The organism is Pseudomonas germanica (genome assembly GCF_019614655.1).
Taxonomy (GTDB): Bacteria; Pseudomonadota; Gammaproteobacteria; order Pseudomonadales; family Pseudomonadaceae; genus Aquipseudomonas; species Aquipseudomonas neuropathica.
Genome location: NZ_CP071586.1, coordinates 2634575 through 2652337, shown reverse-complemented (window position 1 = coordinate 2652337; position 17763 = coordinate 2634575). Strand labels below are relative to the sequence as shown.

Genomic DNA, 17763 nt, shown 5'->3' with positions numbered 1-17763 from the left:
TTTGATTTCAAGGCACTGCTCGGATTGTGTACTCCTGTGTCTGAAATACCGTTGCCGTATCAAAATTTGCAACCTGATCCAGATTGACGCGGAACCGAATGATCAGCTTACTGCCATCCTTCAGCAGCCGCAGATAATTGGCCGAAACAAGCGCGGTGTAACCACTGTTCGTCACCCAGGCCCGATGCACCATGTTAGTGGTGCCCACCCACATCTGCAGATTGTGTGCGCCGGTGTTTCTCTCCCCCTCCAAAAAAAGCCAGATTCGTTGTCCCATAGAAATATGCGGCCATATTCCAAACATCAGACTCGCGCCGGACTGGACATCTTTCAGATCGAGAATGTCAGTGCCGTTGGCCTGAGTGATCACCGGAGCCGCGAGTCGATTCAGCGTAATCGGCAACACGTTGAGACGCAGAGGTTGCGAGGTCTCCAGCGCGGAAGTGCCTCGGGTCCAGGTAACCGTCACCTCCATTATTTTTCCAATGCTGAATGGCACCAACGATACGGGCAAACTGATTCTGATCGGCCTTGTGGTGCCGGCCGCAACCGGCGTGGTGGTGTGCGAACCTGCGGGAGGAGTGCCATCAGCAGCTTTCACCGTCACTGAAACCATATCGCTGGGCTGCACGTCGAGATCCACCAAAGCAGTCAGGGTTGTGACAGCGCTAAGCGGATCGAGGTTGAGGTTATCGGGAGCCTCGGCAATCCTCACCGGCAGGTTTTGCGTCACGACGTTGATTCGCCTTGCATTTGAGGCGCTTCCGCTGCCATCCGCCAACCTCACCGTAAACTCATGCGATCCACCGGTCAGGTCAGCCGCGACGTACTGCCAGATACCGTCAACAACATCGGCCGTGTCGAGCCTGGTCGGGCCATCGAACACAGCCACTGTGTCGCTAGCACTGCCGCTCAGCGTGACAGTGGTGTATCGGGTGTCCGCGCCATCGAGTATGTCTCCATCAAGATCGGTGACTGACGATATCCTCGGCCCACTGGGGGCGCTTGTCAGTACGATGTAGTTCCGATGTGCAAATGGCTGCGCAAGGGATGCATCCTGACTGCCTTGCAGCCCGGCCATGAAGCTCAGCGACAGCACGCTGCGATCATGCAGACGTTGCAGTGGTGCAGCAGGGAAGTTCTGTTCGAAGAAACCGAAGCGGTTGAATTCGTCATCGACCACATTGTCCGGCGCTTGCCAGTACGACGCCTCGAAATCACTGCCATCGGCATGGATGCCTTTGAGCTTCAGCCAGAAGGGATTGCCGCGCCTGCCCAGTAACCACGCATTGATTCGCAAGGTGAACTCGGAAAGGTTACTGACATTCAGCTCACTTCCCTGACCGTCGTTGTCGGCCTGTCGGATAAATGGACGAGGCAGATTCAATTGATTGATGCGTGTGATGTAAAGCGGCAATGGCTGTGAAGCTACAGGCGGTTCAGTGCCACGGTAAACCGTGTAGGTGACGATGACGGTTTGCTCGAAGTTGAAAGCCACCAAGAGGTTGTCAATGTGGGTCTGGAAAGGTCGTGCAAATCGGCCGATCGGTATACGCGGTGATGTGTAGGATCCAGAACCTGGCGTACCCGCCCACGTGATCGTGAGACTGTCTTCTGCCTGCCAGTCGAAGTCGATTTCTACCGTCAGGTTGTACCGAGCGGCCTCTGGATCCAACAAGCCGTCAGGGCGACTTTCTTTGATGGAGAGCGGAGGCAGACTGCTGTTGTTCAGCGCAGGTATTAGCGCGTCCATGTTCACGTCCTTTTTGGCTACCCTTCGGCATGGGCCAATCAGACATCGGAACACCGAGATGCGCCACTGTCAGAACTAACAGGTCTGGCTCTTTTTCAGACGAACGGACGCTCACATCACGGGAATATCCAGCGGCGCCGCCATGAACTGGCTGATCCGTGATCTCAACCATTTTTCCGCCGGATCGTTGTCATGCACCCCACTCCATGCCATCGACAATTGCGCAGCATCAATCGGGAACGGCGGGTCTTCAGCACGCAAGGCACAGCCCTCAACCAGCGCACACGCGGCGTAATCCGGCACGGTGGCGATCATCTCGGTGCCGGCAAGCAAGGCGCGCAGGCCGCTGAATTGCGGCACGCCCAAGACCACGCGGCGGGTACGGCCGACCTTGGCCAGGTCCATGTCGATGTTGCCGCTCAGGTCGCCGGAGAACGACACCATTGCATGCGGGCGCTCGCAGTATTCGTCGAGGGACAGCGGCCCCGGACGGTCGTCGCCGCGCAGGACTTTGCAGGGAATGTCGCGCAGTTTTTTGCGCTTGGCGTTGGCCGGCAACTCCGTGGTGTAACTGACACCGACGGAGATTTCTCCAGAGGCCAACAGTGCCGGCATCAACAAGTAATTTGCGCGGCGCACGACCACGACAATCCCCGGCGCCTCTTGCTGAAGCTGACGTAAAAGCGGCGGAAACAGACCAAACTCGGCGTCGTCCGACAAACCGATGCGGAACACGTCGCAACTGCTCGCCGGTTCGAACTCCTTGGCCCGGCTGACCGCACCAGAGATGACGTCCATCGCCGGTTGCAGCTCTTTGAGAATCGCCAGCGCCCGCGCGGTCGGCTCCATGCCGCGACCATTGCGCAGCAGTAACGGATCATCGAACAGATCGCGCAAACGCCCCAACGCGGCGCTGACGGCCGGTTGCCCCATGAACAGCTTTTCGGCGACGCGGGTCAGGTTCTTTTCGAACATCAGCGCTTCGAAAATCACCAGCAGGTTCATGTCGACGCGACGCAGATCGTTACGGTTCATGGGCACGGATTCCTTATAGCCAGCCAGACGCAAGTGCTACGCACTTTACGCGATGAACCGGACTGTGGGCGCAACTCCAGCATGGAATTAACAACGATTAACTCGTCAGCCGCCCGCCCTCGGCCAACAATGAAACCCTCTGCGCAGCGTTGTTTTTTTGACCTGAGGGGATGCGCCGACGTGCATTCCCCATCGACACGGACTTTGGCCATGGCTCACTTACAGCACAGCGTCGCCCTCGCCCCTGCCAACGAACCACGCAAGACCGGGATCGGCGGACTCAGTCCGCAGCGCGAACGACAGGTCAAACAACTGATCCTAGAACGTCTGGGCGAAAGCCTGGAAGTGACCGAACTGGCCCGCGCCTGTTCACTGTCACGCAGCCATTTTTCCCGCGCCTTCAAATGCAGCACCGGGTTATCGCCGCAGGACTGGATTCGCACCCAGCGCCTCGCGCGAGCCAAGCTGCTGATCCAGCACACCGACCTGAGCCTGACGCAAATCAGCCTGGAATGCGGGTTCTGCGATCAGGCGCATTTCTGCCATATGTTTACCCGCAGCGAGGGCATTAATCCGTTTGCCTGGCGCTGCCAGATCATGCGTGAACCCAAAGCCCAGCGTTCACAACCCGCCATGTTTTGATCGCGGCCCCCGTTGCACTGACGCTCAAACCTGAGGATTATGCCGGGACACCCCGGAATAGAAGGCCTGCGCACGCGCCCGGCCCTACTCCGCTCTGTCCGCCGCAGCACCGCAGGAGTGAGCTGTTGAGTCTTTCCCCGAATCAGGCCCTCGGTTTTGGCCCCTATCGGATTCATCCCGGCCAACGCCTGGTGCTCGAAGGCGAGCAGCCATTGCGCCTGGGCCGACGGGCGATGGACATCCTCCTGATTCTGCTGGCCCATGCCGGCGAAGTGGTGAGCAAGCAACAATTGATGGCCGGGGTCTGGCCGGACAGCGTGGTCGAGGACATCAACCTGCGTGTGCACATGGCGGCACTGCGCAAAGCCCTCGGCGACGGTCAGGCCGGCCAGCGTTACATCATCACCGTGGCGCAACGCGGTTACAGTTTCGTCGCCCCGGTTCTACCGCAATCCATGGAGGAGCGTCCTGTGGGCGATGCTGGCGGTCGGCACAATTTGCCCTTGCGGCGCACGCGCATGATCGGCCGCCAAGCGCTGGTCGATAGCTTGATGACGCAGTTACCGCGCCAACGCTGCATCACCCTGGTCGGCCCCGGCGGGATCGGCAAGACCACGGTGGCCTTGCGCGTGGCCGAGCAGTTGATCGGGCATTACCGCGACGGTATTCGGCTGGTGGACCTGGCACCGCTCAACGATCCACGGCTGATTTGCTCACACCTGGCCGCCCTGCTCGATCTGGCACTCCCCGAAGGCGATCCGCTGGCGGCGCTGGTCAATGGCCTGCAACAGCGACAGATGCTGTTACTGCTCGACAACTGCGAACACCTGATCGATGCCGTCGCGATGCTCAGCGAAAGCATTCTGCGCGGCGCGCCGAAGGTGCATATCCTCGCCACCAGCCGCGAGAGCCTGCGGGCGGAAGGCGAATTCGTGCAGCGTCTCGATTCGCTCGAATACCCATTGATGAACGCGACATTGAATCGTCAGCAAGCGCTGGAATATTCGGCGCTGCAACTGTTCATCGAACGGGCCACGGCCGCGCAGGAAAGCTTTGAACTGAGCGATGCGCAGTTGCCGCAAGCGATCGAAATCTGCCACCGACTCGACGGTATTCCACTGGCGCTGGAGCTGGCGGCAGCGCAGGTCGCCGAACTGGGCCTGGAAGGGTTGCTGAGCCAACTGCAGGGCCGTTTGCCACCGCTGGCAGCGGGTAATCAAAGCAGTCTTGAGCGACACCTTACTCTGCGCGCCACGCTGGATTGGAGTTTCAACCTGCTCGACCCTTGCGAGCAAACCTGCCTGCGCCGTCTGGGCGTGTTTTGCGGTGGTTTTACGTTGGAGTCCGCAGCGGCGGTAATCGTCGGCCAACAAATCGACCCCGGCGTGGTGTTTGTGTCGATCACCCAACTGGTGGCGAAATCCCTGCTGAGCGTCGAAGTCGGTGACGAAGAGGTGTTCTATCGTCTGCTCGACACGACCCGCCGCTATGCACTGGAAAAACTCGAGCACGCCGCCGAATGCGAAGAAACCCGCGAACGCCATGCCGAACGCTGCCTGGCATTGATGCAACAGGCGCAAAGCGATTGGGAAATGACACCGACGGCTTTGTGGATCGAGCGTTACGCCCGAGGGCTGGAAGACCTGCGCGCGGCGCTGGACTGGAGCCTGAACGGTGTCGGCCCGGGTAGTCTGGGAATTCGCCTGACAGCAGCGTCGGCGCCCCTGTGGCAAGAGTTGTCGCTGCTCAAGGAGTATGGCGGCTATGTGCGGCGGGCGCTGAGCCTGCTCGATGAACTCGGTGCCCCCTGCCCGCGTCTGAAAATCTCCCTGAAACTGGCCCTCGGCAGTGCCTGTTATCACACGTGGGGAGGCACCCCGGAAACCATCCAGGCGTTCGTTGAGGCTCGCCAGTTGGCCATTGAGCACGACGACGTCGCCGGGCAATTGCGCGCGGTGTCCGGACACATGGCGGTCAACCTCAGTTGCGGACACTACCGCATGGCGCTGGCGCAGAGTGAGCACTTCGATCGCCTCGGCGTGCACGGCGACCCACTGCTGTCATTGAGCACCCACCGTTTACGGGTCCTGGCCCTGCACTATGCCGGCGACCAGCCGCAGGCGCGCATTCATGCCGAGCAGGTGCTGCAGCGCATGGCGCACAGCGGCCACGTCAACCGCTTCACCCACGGTTTTGGTGTGCAGTACGACCAGAGTGTCGCGTCGCTGACGGTGCTGGCGCGGGTGCTATGGATGCAGGGATTGCCGGAGCAAGCGTGGCATTCGGCGCGACTGGCCCTGGATATTGCCGTGCAGATCGACCATGGCACCTCGATTTGTTACACCCTGGCACTGGCCAGTTGCCTGATCGCTCATTACAACGGCGATCAGCAGAACGCCCGGGCGCTGTTGCAACTGCTGCTGGAACAATCGCAGAAGCATTCGGTGCTGCTGTTCAACACGTGGGCGCGACATTACGCGCAGGTGATCGACACGCAAACCAGCACGCCCGTGCCGAAGGACAGCAGTGGGCTGATTCGTGAAATCATGGTGACGCTGGATGACCGCCTTGTGGATGACGCACTGTTTGAGCGAGCGCTGAGTGGTGATGCGGGATGGAGCACGGCGGAGATTTTGCGGGCTCGGGCTGCTGCGTTATTGAAAGACGATCCGGATTGCCTGGACGGGGCCCTTCGCGAGCAAGCTCGCTCCCTCAGGAATTTTGGGTGTACTCAGAACCCATGTGGGAGCGAGCCTGCTCGCGAAGAGGCCCTCAAGGAAGCCGAAGCACTCCTGCAACAATCGCTGACCATCGCCCGCAGCCAAGGCGCGCTCGCCTGGGAACTGCGCAGTGCCACCTCACTGGCGCAACTCTGGCGGCGCCAATCGCGCTGCCAAGAGGCGCTGGATTTGCTCACGCCGATCTATCAGCGCTTCACCGAAGGCTACGCGACTCCGGACTTGCGCAAGGTACGCTTGCTCATTGACGAACTACGCGAGCACAGGCACGCCTGAGGCCCGGCGTATCCGGTTGATATAGAGCGTATGCCGGCGCTCAAGATCAATCCCTTCACCGCAACGCTCCAGTTGCTTGCGCGCATAGCAGCGAGTGGTGTGGAGCATTCGGTATCGGCCTGCACTGCCGCCTCGTTCCACCACCAGCAATGACTTGCACGTCAGGCCTTCAATGATCGCGGCAAGCCGCGACGACGCGAGTTGCGGGCAACTGATCACCGCCAGTGCCGCCTCCAGGGTAAACGCCATTTTGAACACCGATAAACGCTGCAGCGCGCGTTGCTCCTGCTCGCTCAAGCGTTGATAGCTCCAGTCGAGTGCCGCCTGCATCGACTGGTGCCGCGGCACCGCCGTGCGCCGGCCATGGCTGAGCACATGCAGGCCATTGCTCATTTGCGCCTGTAAGCCGACCAATGCCAAGGCATCGATCTGCGCCGCCGCCAGTTCGATCGCCAGCGGTAAACCGTCGAGTTGGCGACATATCTGAAGGACGGCTTTGACATCCTGTTCACGCAAGCAGAAATCATGCTGTCGCGCCCGAGCGCGGCTGACAAACAATTGCACCGCAGAATGGCCCATGGCTTCAGTGATGCAATCGCCTGCGGAACGTTTCGGCAGGGTCAGCGGTGGCACGCCCTGAAGGGTTTCCAGACCGACCTGCAAGGCCTCGCGGCTGGTGGCGAGAATCGACAGCCGGGGAGCGGCCTCAAGCAACGTTTCAACCGCTGCCCGGCAAGCGGCGAGACGGTGGTCACAGTTATCCAGCAGCAGCAACGCATGGCGAGTGGACAGTCCGGGCAAATCGCTTTCGAGGGTGCCCAGCACCTGATCGAGCAGCGGTGTGTCATCGTCGGTCAAGCTCAGATCAATCTGCCACACGCCGTCTCTGTAGTACTGCAACAACAGTTCCGCGACCCGCAACGCGACAGTGGATTTACCCACACCAGCCGCGCCCGTGACGGTCATCAGCCGACACAGCGGCATTTGCCGCACCAGCCCGCCGACCAGCGAGTCGCGCCCGGCGACCGGGGTCAATCGCGCCGGCAGATTATGTTCGGGCGTTTGCAGACCCTCGAAGACCACTTGCGCGACGCTGTCGCAGCGCACCGGGGCGATAAAACTGTAACCGCATTGCGGCACATTAACGATGTAGCGCTGACCGTTTTCGCCGTCACCCAAGGCACGCCTGAGCGCGGCGATGTGCACGCGCAGGTTGATCTCCTCGACCACCGACGTTGGCCAAACCAGGGCAATCAATTGCTCCTTCCTGACCACTCGCCCGGCATGCTCGACCAGCACTTGCAAAATATCCAGCGCACGACCACCCATGCGCAAAGGCCGATCTCCGTCGAGTATCAGCCGTTGGCGCAGGTGGAAGGCGTAGGGGCCGAAATGCAGCACCGACGCCGTGTTCAAATCGATGAGGCTATCCATGCCAACTATATTGGCAGCCTCAGATGACGCGACAACCGCTACACGAGACTCAATTCGGACATACGGGTGCGCCAGACGGACAACAGCGCTCTAGCTGAACTGTTCGCGGTATTGCGCGGGCGTCAGGCCGAGCTTTTCAGCGAACAACGAACGCATGTGCCGCACACTGCCGAAACCACTTTTGTAAGCCACGGTTTTAAGCGGCAGATCGCTGGTTTCCAGCAAGTTTCGTGCGCAGTCGATGCGCGCACTTTGCAGAAACTCCATCGGCGTCATGTTGATGTCGCGGGTGAACACCCGCGCGAAGTGCCGCGCGCTCATATTGGCAATCGCCGCCATGCGCTCGACCGTGAAGGCTTCGTCGAGGTGTTCCAGCACGTAACTCTGCGCGCGGGTAATCGGCGTTTCCTGCGGTGCCACGGCAGCCATCAACGGGCTGAACTGCGCCTGCCCGCCCTGGCGCTTCATCACCACCAGCAGGACTTTGGCCACATCCTGCGCGAGCTTCTTGCCGTGATCGCGGGCGATCACGGCCAGCGCCATATCGATCCCCGCCGTAACACCTCCCGAGGTGATCAGGTTGCGATCCTCGACATAGATCTGATCGGTCGTGACATGGGCCTTCGGGAACCCCTTGATCAGGCGTTCGGTGTAGTTCCAGTGCGTGGTTACACGGTAACCGTCAAGCAAACCGGCGTGCCCCAGGACAAAAGCGCCAGTGCAGATTGATCCGTAGTACTCGACCCGCCGGACTGCATCTTTGAGCCAGGCAAACAACGACGGGAACTGCTGGTTGTAGGCACCGGGGCCTCCCGGCACCAGCAGCAAATCATAACGCTCGGTGTCGTCGCCAATGATCCGGTCGGCCTGCACCATCACACCATTTGACGCCCGCAGCGGGCCCTCTTCGGTGCCAAGGGTGATCAATTGATAATGCGCTTCGGGTTTCAGGTAGCGATTGGCAACCGAAAAAACCTCCAATGGCCCGGCCATGTCGAGCAGAAGAAAGTCGGGAAACAGCACCATTGCCACGGTTTTCATGGGAAGACATCACTTCAATCAGAGAGACATGATACGGACCAGACATTATGGCCAACTGTAGCCGTTTGAGCGCAAAAGTTTTGTGTGAAGGCTATCGCAAAACTGTCAACCTGACAGGGACAGTCTTTCAATTTTCATCTACTTATTGCGCAACACAGTAAACAGTAACCTTCTCCTAACTCGGACGAATTCACGTCCCACAAGGAGATTTCATCATGCTGACCCTTCGCAAAGCCTCCGATCGTGGCCTCGCCAATCATGGCTGGTTGAAGTCCTTTCACACCTTTTCCTTTGCCAGCTACCGTGACCCGCGTGAGCAAGGTTTTTCCGATCTACTGGTGATTAACGACGACCGCGTTGCCGCTGGTAAAGGCTTCGGACAGCACCCGCATCGCGACATGGAGATCTTTTCCTACGTGCTGGAAGGCGCACTGGAACATAAGGACACACTGGGCACCGGCTCGGTCATTCGCCCGGGCGACGTGCAGTTGATGAGCGCCGGCAGCGGCGTAGCGCACAGCGAGTTCAACCACTCGGCGACCAAACCGGTGCATTTCCTGCAAATCTGGATCGTGCCAGATGTCAGCGGTGCCAAACCGCGCTATCAACAGGAGCATTTCAGCGCACAGAAAAAACGCGGTCGCCTGCAATTGATCATCTCGCCGGACGGCAACGACGGTTCGCTGAAAGTGCGTCAGGACGCACGGGTCTTTGCCGGGCTGTTCGACGGTAAAGAAACTGCCACGCTGGAGCTGCCAGCCAACCGTTATGCCTACGTGCATGTGGCGCGCGGCAGTGTTGAACTCAATGGCCAGTCGTTGCAGGAAGGTGACGGCGTACGGGTTCGCGAAGAACAGTTGCTGACCTTGAGCAATGGTGTCGATGCCGAAGTGCTGGTGTTCGACTTGCGGCCGCAGGAGTTGCCAGAAATGCCATGATGCGGTGTTTCAATGCTCACGAAAAACGGCCTTCTTTGAAGGCCGTTTTCTATTGTGGTGATTCGGGTACTTGTTGCGAAGCAGGTCTTGGTGCACTTATATCCTTGCCGATCTGGATCGCCGCGAGTGTCGTCTGCAAGGTGGTTAATACCGCTGCTTGATTGGCAAAGTGCGCCCCTACGACGACGGTGATCATTCCGAGAAAATGGACGGCGGTCGTCGCCCAGTAATGTGCCTTCACTGTCGAGACATGTTTGATGGCTTCTTTTGAGTCTTCGGCGATTTGTTGTACGCCGTCCCACATCAAATCGTATCGTTTGTCCCTCTCCGCCTGAGTCAAAAGATAAGCATCGATTCTCGCCGACACACCTTCGACCCGAGCGTCCATCCTGCTCTCAATGGTCTCGATCCTGGCATTGAATTCTTCACGACTGATAGCGTTCATGGCTTGAGTATTCCGACCTTTGCTCGCAAGGTCACTGATTGGGTTTTGACTGAATTCCGTGGTTCTCAATTCGACACCTTCCTGGGTTTACCGATACCGTCCCTGGTATCAACATCAGTGCGAGCCCTGCACCCCTCACCGACATGACGAAACAATAGGCCCCATCCAACCTCCTCACAAGCCGGGAGATTCTGCCTCTGATGTAGGCCGTTTCGTCAGAGCTTGTAGCCCTGCCAAAAGAACATCTGCCTAGTCATTCTCCGACGCGAACACGTCGACAATCTGCTCAATCACCGCCCTCACCCGCGCGGTATGCCGCAAATCCGCGTGGGTCACTAACCACACTTCATACGGCAATGGTCGAGTGCGCTCCGGCCAGAGCCTGATCAGACCATCGCGCTCACCCATGTACACCGGGATTTCTCCTACACCCAACCCTGCGGCAATTGACCGGCGGACGAGCAAACTAGAACTGAGGCTGGCGACGATGCGGCCGCGACTTAGCGGTTCCGACACCAGGGTCAGGTCCTTTTTGCTTTGCAGATACGGTTGATAGACCACCAGATCATGTCCCTCAAACGCTGTGTCCGGTTGCGGCACGCCATTGGCGTCTATATAGGCCTGAGAGGCGAACAAGCCCACCGGCCATCGGGCGATTAGCCGAGCGATCAGATCAGGATTGTCCGGCCGGGTGTTGCGCACCGCGATATCCGCCTCGCGCTTGGCCAGGCTGAGGATCTGCGTGGACGCATCCAGTTGCACTCGTACGTCCGGGTGCTGCTCGTGCAAACGGGCGATGGCCGGGATCAGAAAGTCGATCGCCAGCGAATCCGTGGTACTGACGCGCACCGTGCCGGTCAGGCGATCGTCCAGACCTTGAATCTGCCGCTCCAACTCCAGTGCCGAATGCTCCATTTTCTCCACACTCCTGAGCGCCGCCTCACCGACAGCGGTCAACGCGTAGCCGTCGGAGGTGCGCAGGAACAACGTCGCGCTCAGGGACTTTTCCAGTGCTGTGATCCGTCGCCCGACAGTGGCCTGATCCACCCCCAGAACCCGCGCAGCGCCACGTAGCGTCGACTCGCGGCAAACGGCCAGAAATACCCGTGCGTCATCCCAATTCATGCTGCCTCCCAGTGATGCAAATTTGCATCGCAGCGACGCTAAATCGCCGCATTAACGCAGCAACAATAGCCGATATGCTGAACGCCATAAACCTTCCGCGAGATCGCTATCATGCGCACTTCAACCTCCACCGGTATCTGGCTGCCGATCTTCGCCGGGCTCTGCGCCAGCCTGGTCAGCATCGGGCTGGCGCGTTTCGCTTATACCCCATTGATCCCTTCGCTGATTGAGGCGCAGTGGTTCAGCGCCAACGATGTGGTCTACCTCGGTGCGGCCAATCTGGTGGGCTACCTGATCGGCGCCCTGCTCGGCCGGCCGACAGCGCGCCAGCTCGGCAATAAAAATGCCTTGCGATTGATGATGCTGGTGGTCACGGCGGCATTTTTTGCCTGCGCGTTTCCGTTGTCGGTGAGCTGGTTCTTCGGCTGGCGACTGCTGTCGGGGATTGCCGGCGGTGCGATCATGGTGCTGGTGGCCGCGACCGTACTGCCGCATGTTCCGCCGGCGCGTAAAGGGCTGGCCAGTGGCGCGATCTTTCTCGGCATCGGTCTTGGCATTGCCGGCTCCGGGACGCTGGTGCCGCCGCTGTTGAGCCTCGGCTTGCAAGCGACATGGCTGGGCCTGGGGGCGTTGGCTTTGTTGCTGACGGCGCTGAGCTGGTTCGGCTGGCCGTCCGATTTCCCGCACCCGGTCGTTGCGCAAGAAACGGTGTCCGCAGAACCGACACCGCGCGGTGTGTATGTGCTGTTCGCCCAATACGCCTTCATGGCCGCTGGCCTGGTGCCGGCCATGGTATTTCTGGTGGATTACGTGGCGCGTGGACTCGGTGCCGGGGCACATATCGGCGCGCTGATCTGGGTGATGTACGGTTTGGGCGCAATTGTCGGCCCGGTGAGTTATGGCTTTCTTGCCGATAAGCTTGGCGCACGCTCCGGCATTCGCCTGGTGCTGGTAGTGCAGGCGATTGTCCTTGGGTTGCTGGCAATGACTCACTCGTTTCTGGCGCTGGCGTTGCTGGCGGTTATTCTCGGTTCATTTCCGCCCGGCATTGTGCCGCTGGCTCTGGCGCGAGTGCATGAGCTGGTGCCGGAACACCATCGTCAGCAGATCGCCTGGAGCCGTGCCACGGTGTCATTCGCCACCTTTCAGGCGCTGGCCGGATTTGCCTATTCAGCGCTGTTCAATGCCAGCGGCGGTCATCACGCGCTGTTGTTCGTCATTGCCGCTGGCGCAATCGTCGTGGCGCTGCTGCTGGAGCAAGCCATGAAATGGTTGCCCGCTCCTACTGAGTCGCGCTGCTGTGCAAATTGAAGGGAATCATTGCTTGCACAGCACGCTCCCATCTACAGAACTTATGCCAACAGGAATCGATATGTCCCTGCCCAACGAAATGACCCGAATCGAAATCAGCGAACCCGGTGGCCCCGACGTCTTGCAACCCAAACGCGTGGCGCTTCCAGCTGTCGCAGAAGGCGAGGTGCTGATCCGCGTACACGCCGCCGGAATCAACCGGCCGGACGCCTTGCAGCGTGCCGGCAAATACCCGATGAAACCCGGCATGAACCCGATTCCCGGGCTGGAGGTCGCCGGTGAAGTCGTGGCGCTCGGGGCGGGTGTCAATCAGTTCGCCGTGGGCGACAAAGTCTGCGCGCTGACCAACGGCGGTGGTTATGCCGAATACTGCACCGTCCCCGCCGGCCAGACCCTGCCGATTCCACACGGTCTGGACTGGGTGCACGCCGCCGCAATCCCGGAAACCTTCTTTACCGTGTGGGCCAACCTGTTCGGCCTCGGCGGCGCCAGTCGTGGTCAGCGCGCACTGATTCACGGTGGCACCAGCGGCATCGGCACAACCGCACTGATGCTGTGCCGCGAATTCGGTATTGAAGCGTTTGCCACCGCCGGCAGCCCGGACAAATGCGCAGCGATTCGCGATCTGGGCGGCGCAGCGATCAATTATCGCGATGAGGATTTCGCGGCAGTCATCGCCGAGAAAACCGCAGGCCAAGGCGTCAATGTGATCCTCGACATAATGGGCGGCTCGTACCTCAACGATAACGTCAGCGCCCTGGCGATGGATGGCCGTCTGGTCATGCTCGGTTTCCTCGGCGGCGCGCGAGCCAATGACTTTGACTTGCTGGCAATGATGGCCAAACGTGCGGTGATCACCGGCTCCCTCTTGCGCGCCCGTACCGCTGCTGAAAAAGCTGCGATTGCCGATCAACTGCGCGAGCACGTATGGCCGGCGCTGGCTGCCGGGCGCTGCCTGCCGATGATCGACAAGGTCTACCCGCTCGCCGACGCCGCTCAGGCTCACGCGCACATGGAGGCTGGCGACCATATCGGCAAGATCGTTCTGCAGGTCGTGTGAGTCTTTGCAGCATTTGGTAATCGTTGCGCCGGGGCGGTGGTCGAAAAACTCACGCGCAGACCGAGGCATCTGGTAAAAAGCCTTCTTTATCTGCGCCTGGGTGAAACGTTTAATGTTCCTGTCCTTCATGACGCGTCTGCGACGCCGCCGTTTGGCGTTTGCCTGCATGGCCGCGCTGATTATCGGCGTGCCGACCAGTTGTGCCGTGCTCGAACACACCGAACGCAAACTGCTGTTTCGCATCGAACCGGGCACCGCCGGTTGGTATCGCGGCTTGCCCGGCAGCGTGCAGGAACTCGACCTGCAACCGAAGAGTTTCAAGGCCGGGGAAAACATTCATGCCTGGTGGTGGCCGGCGGAAAAAGCCAATGCGCCGGCCATTCTCTATCTGCATGGCGTGCGCTGGAACCTCACCGGGCAGTTGTTCCGTATCGAGCAACTGCGCGCTGCGGGCTATTCAGTGCTGGCCATCGACTACCGAGGATTCGGCAAGAGCCATGGTGATCTGCCGTCGGAAAGCAGCGTTTACGAAGATGCGCGGGTGGCGTGGGAACGCTTCAAACTGCTGCAACCGGACCCAGCCAAACGCCTGATCTACGGGCACTCCCTCGGTGGCGCCGTGGCCATCGATCTGGCCGCGGAACTCGGCCAGGCCGCTGCTCGCGATCATTCTGCATTGCCGGTTCGCGGACTGGTGATCGAGTCCACATTCACCACGCTGGCGGATGTTGCCACGTCGGTGGCCAACACTTCGCTGCCGGTGCGCTGGCTGCTGTCGCAGAAATTCGACTCGATCGACAAGATCGCTGATATCCACATGCCGCTGCTGGTGGTCCACGGTTTAGCTGACGCTTTCGTGCCGCCGCGCTTCAGCGAGCAACTGTTCAACGCCGCGCAACAACCCAAGCGCCTGCTGTTGGTGCCGGGCGCGACGCACAACAACAGCATGGCGCTCGGCGGGCAGAATTACCGCAAGGCGCTCGACAGCCTGATGCAGAGCAAACCGGCCCCCCGGGTGGCCGGACCTGCCACCGTGCGCAACGGGCGGGACACTTAACGGTAGCCGCGAGCCTGCAAATCGAACAGTTGCGCATAATGCCCAGCGGCGGCGATCAATTGATCGTGGCCACCCTGCTCCAGAATCCGGCCTTGTTGCAGCACGATGATGTGGTCGGCATTGCGCACGCTGGAAAAACGATGGGAAATCAGCAACGTCATGCGACCTTCGCTGTGTTGGCTGAAATGCTCGAACACCGCCGCCTCGGCCGCCGGGTCAAGGGCGGACGTTGGCTCATCGAGGATCAGAATGTCGGCATCACGACGCATGTACGCGCGGGACAAGGCAATCTTCTGCCACTGCCCGCCAGACAATTCCTGGCCACCGGCAAACCAGCGTCCCAACTGCGTGGCATAACCCTTGTCGAGCCCTTCGATGAAGGGAGCCGCCATGCCTTGGGCTGCGGCCTCCTTCCAGCGCTGCGCGTCGTTGAACGCCAGGGTATCGCCAACGCCAATGTTTTCTCCGACGCTGAACTGGTAGCGGATGTAGTCCTGAAAAATCACCCCAATGCGTCGACGTAACGCGGTCTCCTGCCAATCCTGCAAATCGCTGCCGTCGAGCAGGATGCGCCCTTGATCAGGACGATAGAGCCGGGTCAGTAACTTGATCAGCGTGGTCTTGCCCGAGCCGTTCTCGCCGACCAGCGCCACGCTCTTGCCTGGCACCAGTTGCAGATCAATGTTTTCCAGCGCTGGCCGACTGGCACCCGGATAACGGAAACCGACGTTCTCGAAACGCAAGCCATCACCCGGGCAGACGCCGACCGTCAGGTGGCCGCTTTCGACCTGAACCGGTTCGGCCAGGTATTCATACAGACTGGTCAGGTAGAGGCCGTCTTCGTACAGGCCACTGATCGCACTCAGACTGCTGCTCACAGCGCTTTGGCCTTGCTTGAACAGCACCAGATACATGGTCATCTGACCAAGGCTGATCTGGCCATGTACGGCATCGATGACCACCCAGGCATAGGCCACATAAAAAGCCGCAGTACCGAGCAGGCCAAGGCCGAAACCCCAGCCATCGCGCCGCAAAGTCAAACGGCGGTCTTCGGCATACAGCCTGGCGAACGTGTCGCGGTAGCGTTGCAGTAACAGCGGCGCGAAGCCGAATAGCTTGACCTCTTTAATATAGGTTTCGTGGGACAGCAGGGTTTCGATGTAATTCTGCTGCCGACTCTCCGGCGCACGGCGAGTAAACAAACGAAAGGCGTCACCGGAAAAATGCGCTTCGGCAAAAAACACCGGTAACGCACCGACCACCAGCAACGCCAGCGCCCAAGGGGAAAAATGTACCAGCAGCACCCCGAAGCTAATCAGCATGATCAGGTTCTGAATCAAGCCCAACGACTTCATGACCAGCGCCAGTGGCCGGGTCGAAGCCTCGCGACGGACACGCACCAGTTTGTCGTAGAACTCGGAGTTTTCGAACTGCACCAGTGACAGGGTCTGCGCTTTCTGCAAAATCAGCGTATTGACCTTCTGCCCCAGCTGCACCCGCAACAGCGATTGCTGCACCGACAGTGCCCGTTGCGTGCCGGACAACAGCGCCAACACTCCGGCCTCCAATAACACATAACGCAACACGGGCCACAGCGGCGCACTGCCGTGCTGCGCGTGCAACTGCATCGCTGCCACCACCGCATCGACAATCCGCTGGCCCAACCATGCCGCCAGTGCCGGCAGCAAACCGGCAACCAACGTTGCCAGCACCAGCCCCAGAAACAAGCCACGCGATGTCCCCCAGACCAAGCGCAAGGCTCGCTGCGCCTGATCGAACAAGGACGTGAAGCGCGATAGATCAGGCATGGGGCATTGGACTCTGCAGGTGATGATTGTGCGTCATGGTACTCCAGCGCTACGACTGAATTTCAAACGACGACCGCGTTATCGTCGACGTGCTTTTCAGAACAAAAACATCTGGAAGACCCTGCCCTTTCCGGCGTCCAACGCTCTGCTATGGTTTAACCGCCCTACGCGGAACCCGGCGACACCCGCCCGCTCCGCGCCTGACTGCCGGGAGCAGAGACATGAGAATCAATCCCTACCTGATCTTCAACGGAGATTGCCGCGCGGCCTTCACCTTTTACGAGCAAGCCTTGCAAGGAAAGCTTGAGGCGATGATGACGTTCGGCGAAACGCCCGCCGCCGAACACGTGCCCGAAGAACACCACGACCTGATCATTCACACCTGTCTAAAGGTGGGTGAGCAGATGATCATGGCCTCGGACACCACACCCGATCGCCCGACTCAGGGCATGAGTGGCTGCTCGATTTCGCTGAACGTCGACAGCATCGCCGAAGCCGAGCGCGTGTTCAACGCACTGGCCAGCGACGGCCGCATCGACATGCCGCTGGAAGCGACGTTCTGGGCGGCGCGCTTCGGCATGCTGGTCGATCGTTTTGGCGTGTCGTGGATGGTCAACTGCGAAAGCGAAAAGTGACGCTGAAATTTCGTCAGCCATGAAAAAGCCCAACCGGTTCAGGTTGGGCTTTTTGCTTCAGCGCTGGGCCAATTCGTGGCGTACACATTGTTCGTAATAGGTCTGCTTGACAGCTGCAGGCTTGAGCTTCGACGTGCTGTTGTAGGTTTGCTCGGTGATTCCCATCGCGGTCATACGCATCCACGGTTGCTGGAATCGTCGCACTTGCAATTGTTTGCGCGCGCCATACAGCGAGACGCCTGACAGCTTCGATTGCTGAGCACCGGCAGCGATATCCGAACCCCAGGTGCAGGCAAAGCGATGGCTTTTGCTTAACTCTTTCGCCTGCACGCCTGTGGCGAAGACAGCCAGGGAAAGCGTTGCAACGGTGATAACAATCGTCCGCATAGAGCCCACCTAACCTTTTGAAAAAAGGCGATTTTGCCGGGGAAGCGAACGTCCGGGGGCCAGCAATTTGCCGCCTTT

The 17763-nt window shown here is 59.8% G+C and carries 15 protein-coding genes; 7 read left to right on the top strand and 8 right to left on the bottom strand.

Features of this window, described 5'->3' with window-relative positions; all coding sequences use genetic code 11:
• Positions 1-7: 7 nt before the first annotated feature.
• Both J0G10_RS11840 and J0G10_RS11835 read right to left on the bottom strand, forming a co-directional pair.
• On the bottom strand, positions 8-1753 hold the full coding sequence (locus tag J0G10_RS11840) for a hypothetical protein (RefSeq protein WP_220558516.1): 1746 nt from the start codon (positions 1751-1753) through the stop codon (positions 8-10).
• A gap of 111 nt (positions 1754-1864) precedes the next feature.
• The gene (locus J0G10_RS11835) at positions 1865-2788 is read right to left on the bottom strand and encodes a LysR family transcriptional regulator (RefSeq protein ID WP_095047593.1); all 924 of its coding nucleotides are present in this window, start codon (positions 2786-2788) and stop codon (positions 1865-1867) included.
• A gap of 210 nt (positions 2789-2998) precedes the next feature.
• On the opposite strand from J0G10_RS11835, the gene J0G10_RS11830 reads away from it, so the two are divergent.
• Both J0G10_RS11830 and J0G10_RS11825 read left to right on the top strand, forming a co-directional pair.
• Positions 2999-3430, top strand: a complete 432-nt coding sequence (locus J0G10_RS11830; protein ID WP_095124796.1) for a helix-turn-helix domain-containing protein — start codon at positions 2999-3001, stop codon at positions 3428-3430.
• Between the two features lie 125 nt (positions 3431-3555).
• On the top strand, positions 3556-6444 hold the full coding sequence (locus J0G10_RS11825; protein WP_220558515.1) for an ATP-binding protein: 2889 nt from the start codon (positions 3556-3558) through the stop codon (positions 6442-6444).
• On the opposite strand, the gene J0G10_RS11820 is transcribed toward J0G10_RS11825, so the two are convergent.
• The gene (locus J0G10_RS11820; RefSeq protein WP_095047596.1) at positions 6421-7878 is read right to left on the bottom strand and encodes an ATP-binding protein; all 1458 of its coding nucleotides are present in this window, start codon (positions 7876-7878) and stop codon (positions 6421-6423) included. The two genes, J0G10_RS11825 and J0G10_RS11820, sit on opposite strands and share 24 nt — an antisense overlap.
• A 90-nt stretch (positions 7879-7968) precedes the next feature.
• A complete protein-coding gene (locus J0G10_RS11815; protein ID WP_220558514.1) occupies positions 7969-8919 on the bottom strand; it encodes a GlxA family transcriptional regulator in 951 nt (316 codons plus the stop codon).
• A 215-nt stretch (positions 8920-9134) separates the two neighbouring features.
• On the opposite strand from J0G10_RS11815, the gene J0G10_RS11810 reads away from it, so the two are divergent.
• Positions 9135-9857 (top strand): pirin family protein, encoded by a 723-nt coding sequence (locus J0G10_RS11810; RefSeq protein ID WP_095047598.1) that lies wholly within the window; start codon positions 9135-9137, stop codon positions 9855-9857.
• A gap of 49 nt (positions 9858-9906) precedes the next feature.
• Here the strand turns inward: J0G10_RS11810 and J0G10_RS11805 are convergent, their stop codons facing one another.
• Together J0G10_RS11805 and J0G10_RS11800 are read right to left on the bottom strand one after the other, a co-directional pair.
• Entirely contained in the window at positions 9907-10302 is a 396-nt protein-coding gene (locus tag J0G10_RS11805) for a hypothetical protein (protein WP_095047770.1), read from the bottom strand.
• A gap of 249 nt (positions 10303-10551) precedes the next feature.
• Positions 10552-11427 (bottom strand): LysR family transcriptional regulator, encoded by an 876-nt coding sequence (locus J0G10_RS11800; protein ID WP_220558513.1) that lies wholly within the window; start codon positions 11425-11427, stop codon positions 10552-10554.
• A gap of 111 nt (positions 11428-11538) precedes the next feature.
• On the opposite strand from J0G10_RS11800, the gene J0G10_RS11795 reads away from it, so the two are divergent.
• The 3 genes from J0G10_RS11795 (at position 11539) to J0G10_RS11785 (ending at position 14855) form a co-directional block, all read left to right on the top strand.
• Complete coding sequence (locus tag J0G10_RS11795; RefSeq protein WP_220558512.1) at positions 11539-12738, top strand: YbfB/YjiJ family MFS transporter; 1200 nt, start codon at positions 11539-11541, stop codon at positions 12736-12738.
• 61 nt (positions 12739-12799) lie between these two features.
• Positions 12800-13798, top strand: coding sequence for an NAD(P)H-quinone oxidoreductase (locus tag J0G10_RS11790; RefSeq protein ID WP_220558511.1), 999 nt, complete (start codon positions 12800-12802; stop codon positions 13796-13798).
• A 112-nt stretch (positions 13799-13910) separates the two neighbouring features.
• Positions 13911-14855 carry an alpha/beta hydrolase gene (locus tag J0G10_RS11785; protein ID WP_220558510.1) on the top strand — a complete coding sequence of 315 codons (945 nt, stop codon included), beginning with the start codon at positions 13911-13913 and terminating at the stop codon, positions 14853-14855.
• Here J0G10_RS11785 and J0G10_RS11780 read toward each other — a convergent pair.
• Positions 14852-16663, bottom strand: coding sequence for an ABC transporter ATP-binding protein (locus J0G10_RS11780; protein ID WP_095124802.1), 1812 nt, complete (start codon positions 16661-16663; stop codon positions 14852-14854). The genes J0G10_RS11785 and J0G10_RS11780 overlap by 4 nt on opposite strands.
• A 221-nt stretch (positions 16664-16884) precedes the next feature.
• Here J0G10_RS11780 and J0G10_RS11775 point away from each other — a divergent pair, with 221 nt between their 5' ends.
• On the top strand, positions 16885-17298 hold the full coding sequence (locus tag J0G10_RS11775) for a VOC family protein (RefSeq protein ID WP_220558509.1): 414 nt from the start codon (positions 16885-16887) through the stop codon (positions 17296-17298).
• A 57-nt stretch (positions 17299-17355) separates the two neighbouring features.
• Here the strand turns inward: J0G10_RS11775 and J0G10_RS11770 are convergent, their stop codons facing one another.
• The gene (locus tag J0G10_RS11770) at positions 17356-17685 is read right to left on the bottom strand and encodes a hypothetical protein (protein WP_093439361.1); all 330 of its coding nucleotides are present in this window, start codon (positions 17683-17685) and stop codon (positions 17356-17358) included.
• Positions 17686-17763: the final 78 nt, after the last annotated feature.

Coding starts and splice junctions, on each gene's coding strand:
- J0G10_RS11840 (WP_220558516.1), bottom strand. CDS start 1,753: ATGGACGCGCTAATACCTGCGCTGAACAACAGCAGTCTGCCTCCGCTC.
- J0G10_RS11835 (WP_095047593.1), bottom strand. CDS start 2,788: ATGAACCGTAACGATCTGCGTCGCGTCGACATGAACCTGCTGGTGATT.
- J0G10_RS11830 (WP_095124796.1), top strand. CDS start 2,999: ATGGCTCACTTACAGCACAGCGTCGCCCTCGCCCCTGCCAACGAACCA.
- J0G10_RS11820 (WP_095047596.1), bottom strand. CDS start 7,878: ATGGATAGCCTCATCGATTTGAACACGGCGTCGGTGCTGCATTTCGGC.
- J0G10_RS11815 (WP_220558514.1), bottom strand. CDS start 8,919: ATGAAAACCGTGGCAATGGTGCTGTTTCCCGACTTTCTTCTGCTCGAC.
- J0G10_RS11810 (WP_095047598.1), top strand. CDS start 9,135: ATGCTGACCCTTCGCAAAGCCTCCGATCGTGGCCTCGCCAATCATGGC.
- J0G10_RS11805 (WP_095047770.1), bottom strand. CDS start 10,302: ATGAACGCTATCAGTCGTGAAGAATTCAATGCCAGGATCGAGACCATT.
- J0G10_RS11800 (WP_220558513.1), bottom strand. CDS start 11,427: ATGAATTGGGATGACGCACGGGTATTTCTGGCCGTTTGCCGCGAGTCG.
- J0G10_RS11795 (WP_220558512.1), top strand. CDS start 11,539: ATGCGCACTTCAACCTCCACCGGTATCTGGCTGCCGATCTTCGCCGGG.
- J0G10_RS11790 (WP_220558511.1), top strand. CDS start 12,800: ATGTCCCTGCCCAACGAAATGACCCGAATCGAAATCAGCGAACCCGGT.
- J0G10_RS11785 (WP_220558510.1), top strand. CDS start 13,911: ATGTTCCTGTCCTTCATGACGCGTCTGCGACGCCGCCGTTTGGCGTTT.
- J0G10_RS11780 (WP_095124802.1), bottom strand. CDS start 16,663: ATGCCTGATCTATCGCGCTTCACGTCCTTGTTCGATCAGGCGCAGCGA.
- J0G10_RS11775 (WP_220558509.1), top strand. CDS start 16,885: ATGAGAATCAATCCCTACCTGATCTTCAACGGAGATTGCCGCGCGGCC.
- J0G10_RS11770 (WP_093439361.1), bottom strand. CDS start 17,685: ATGCGGACGATTGTTATCACCGTTGCAACGCTTTCCCTGGCTGTCTTC.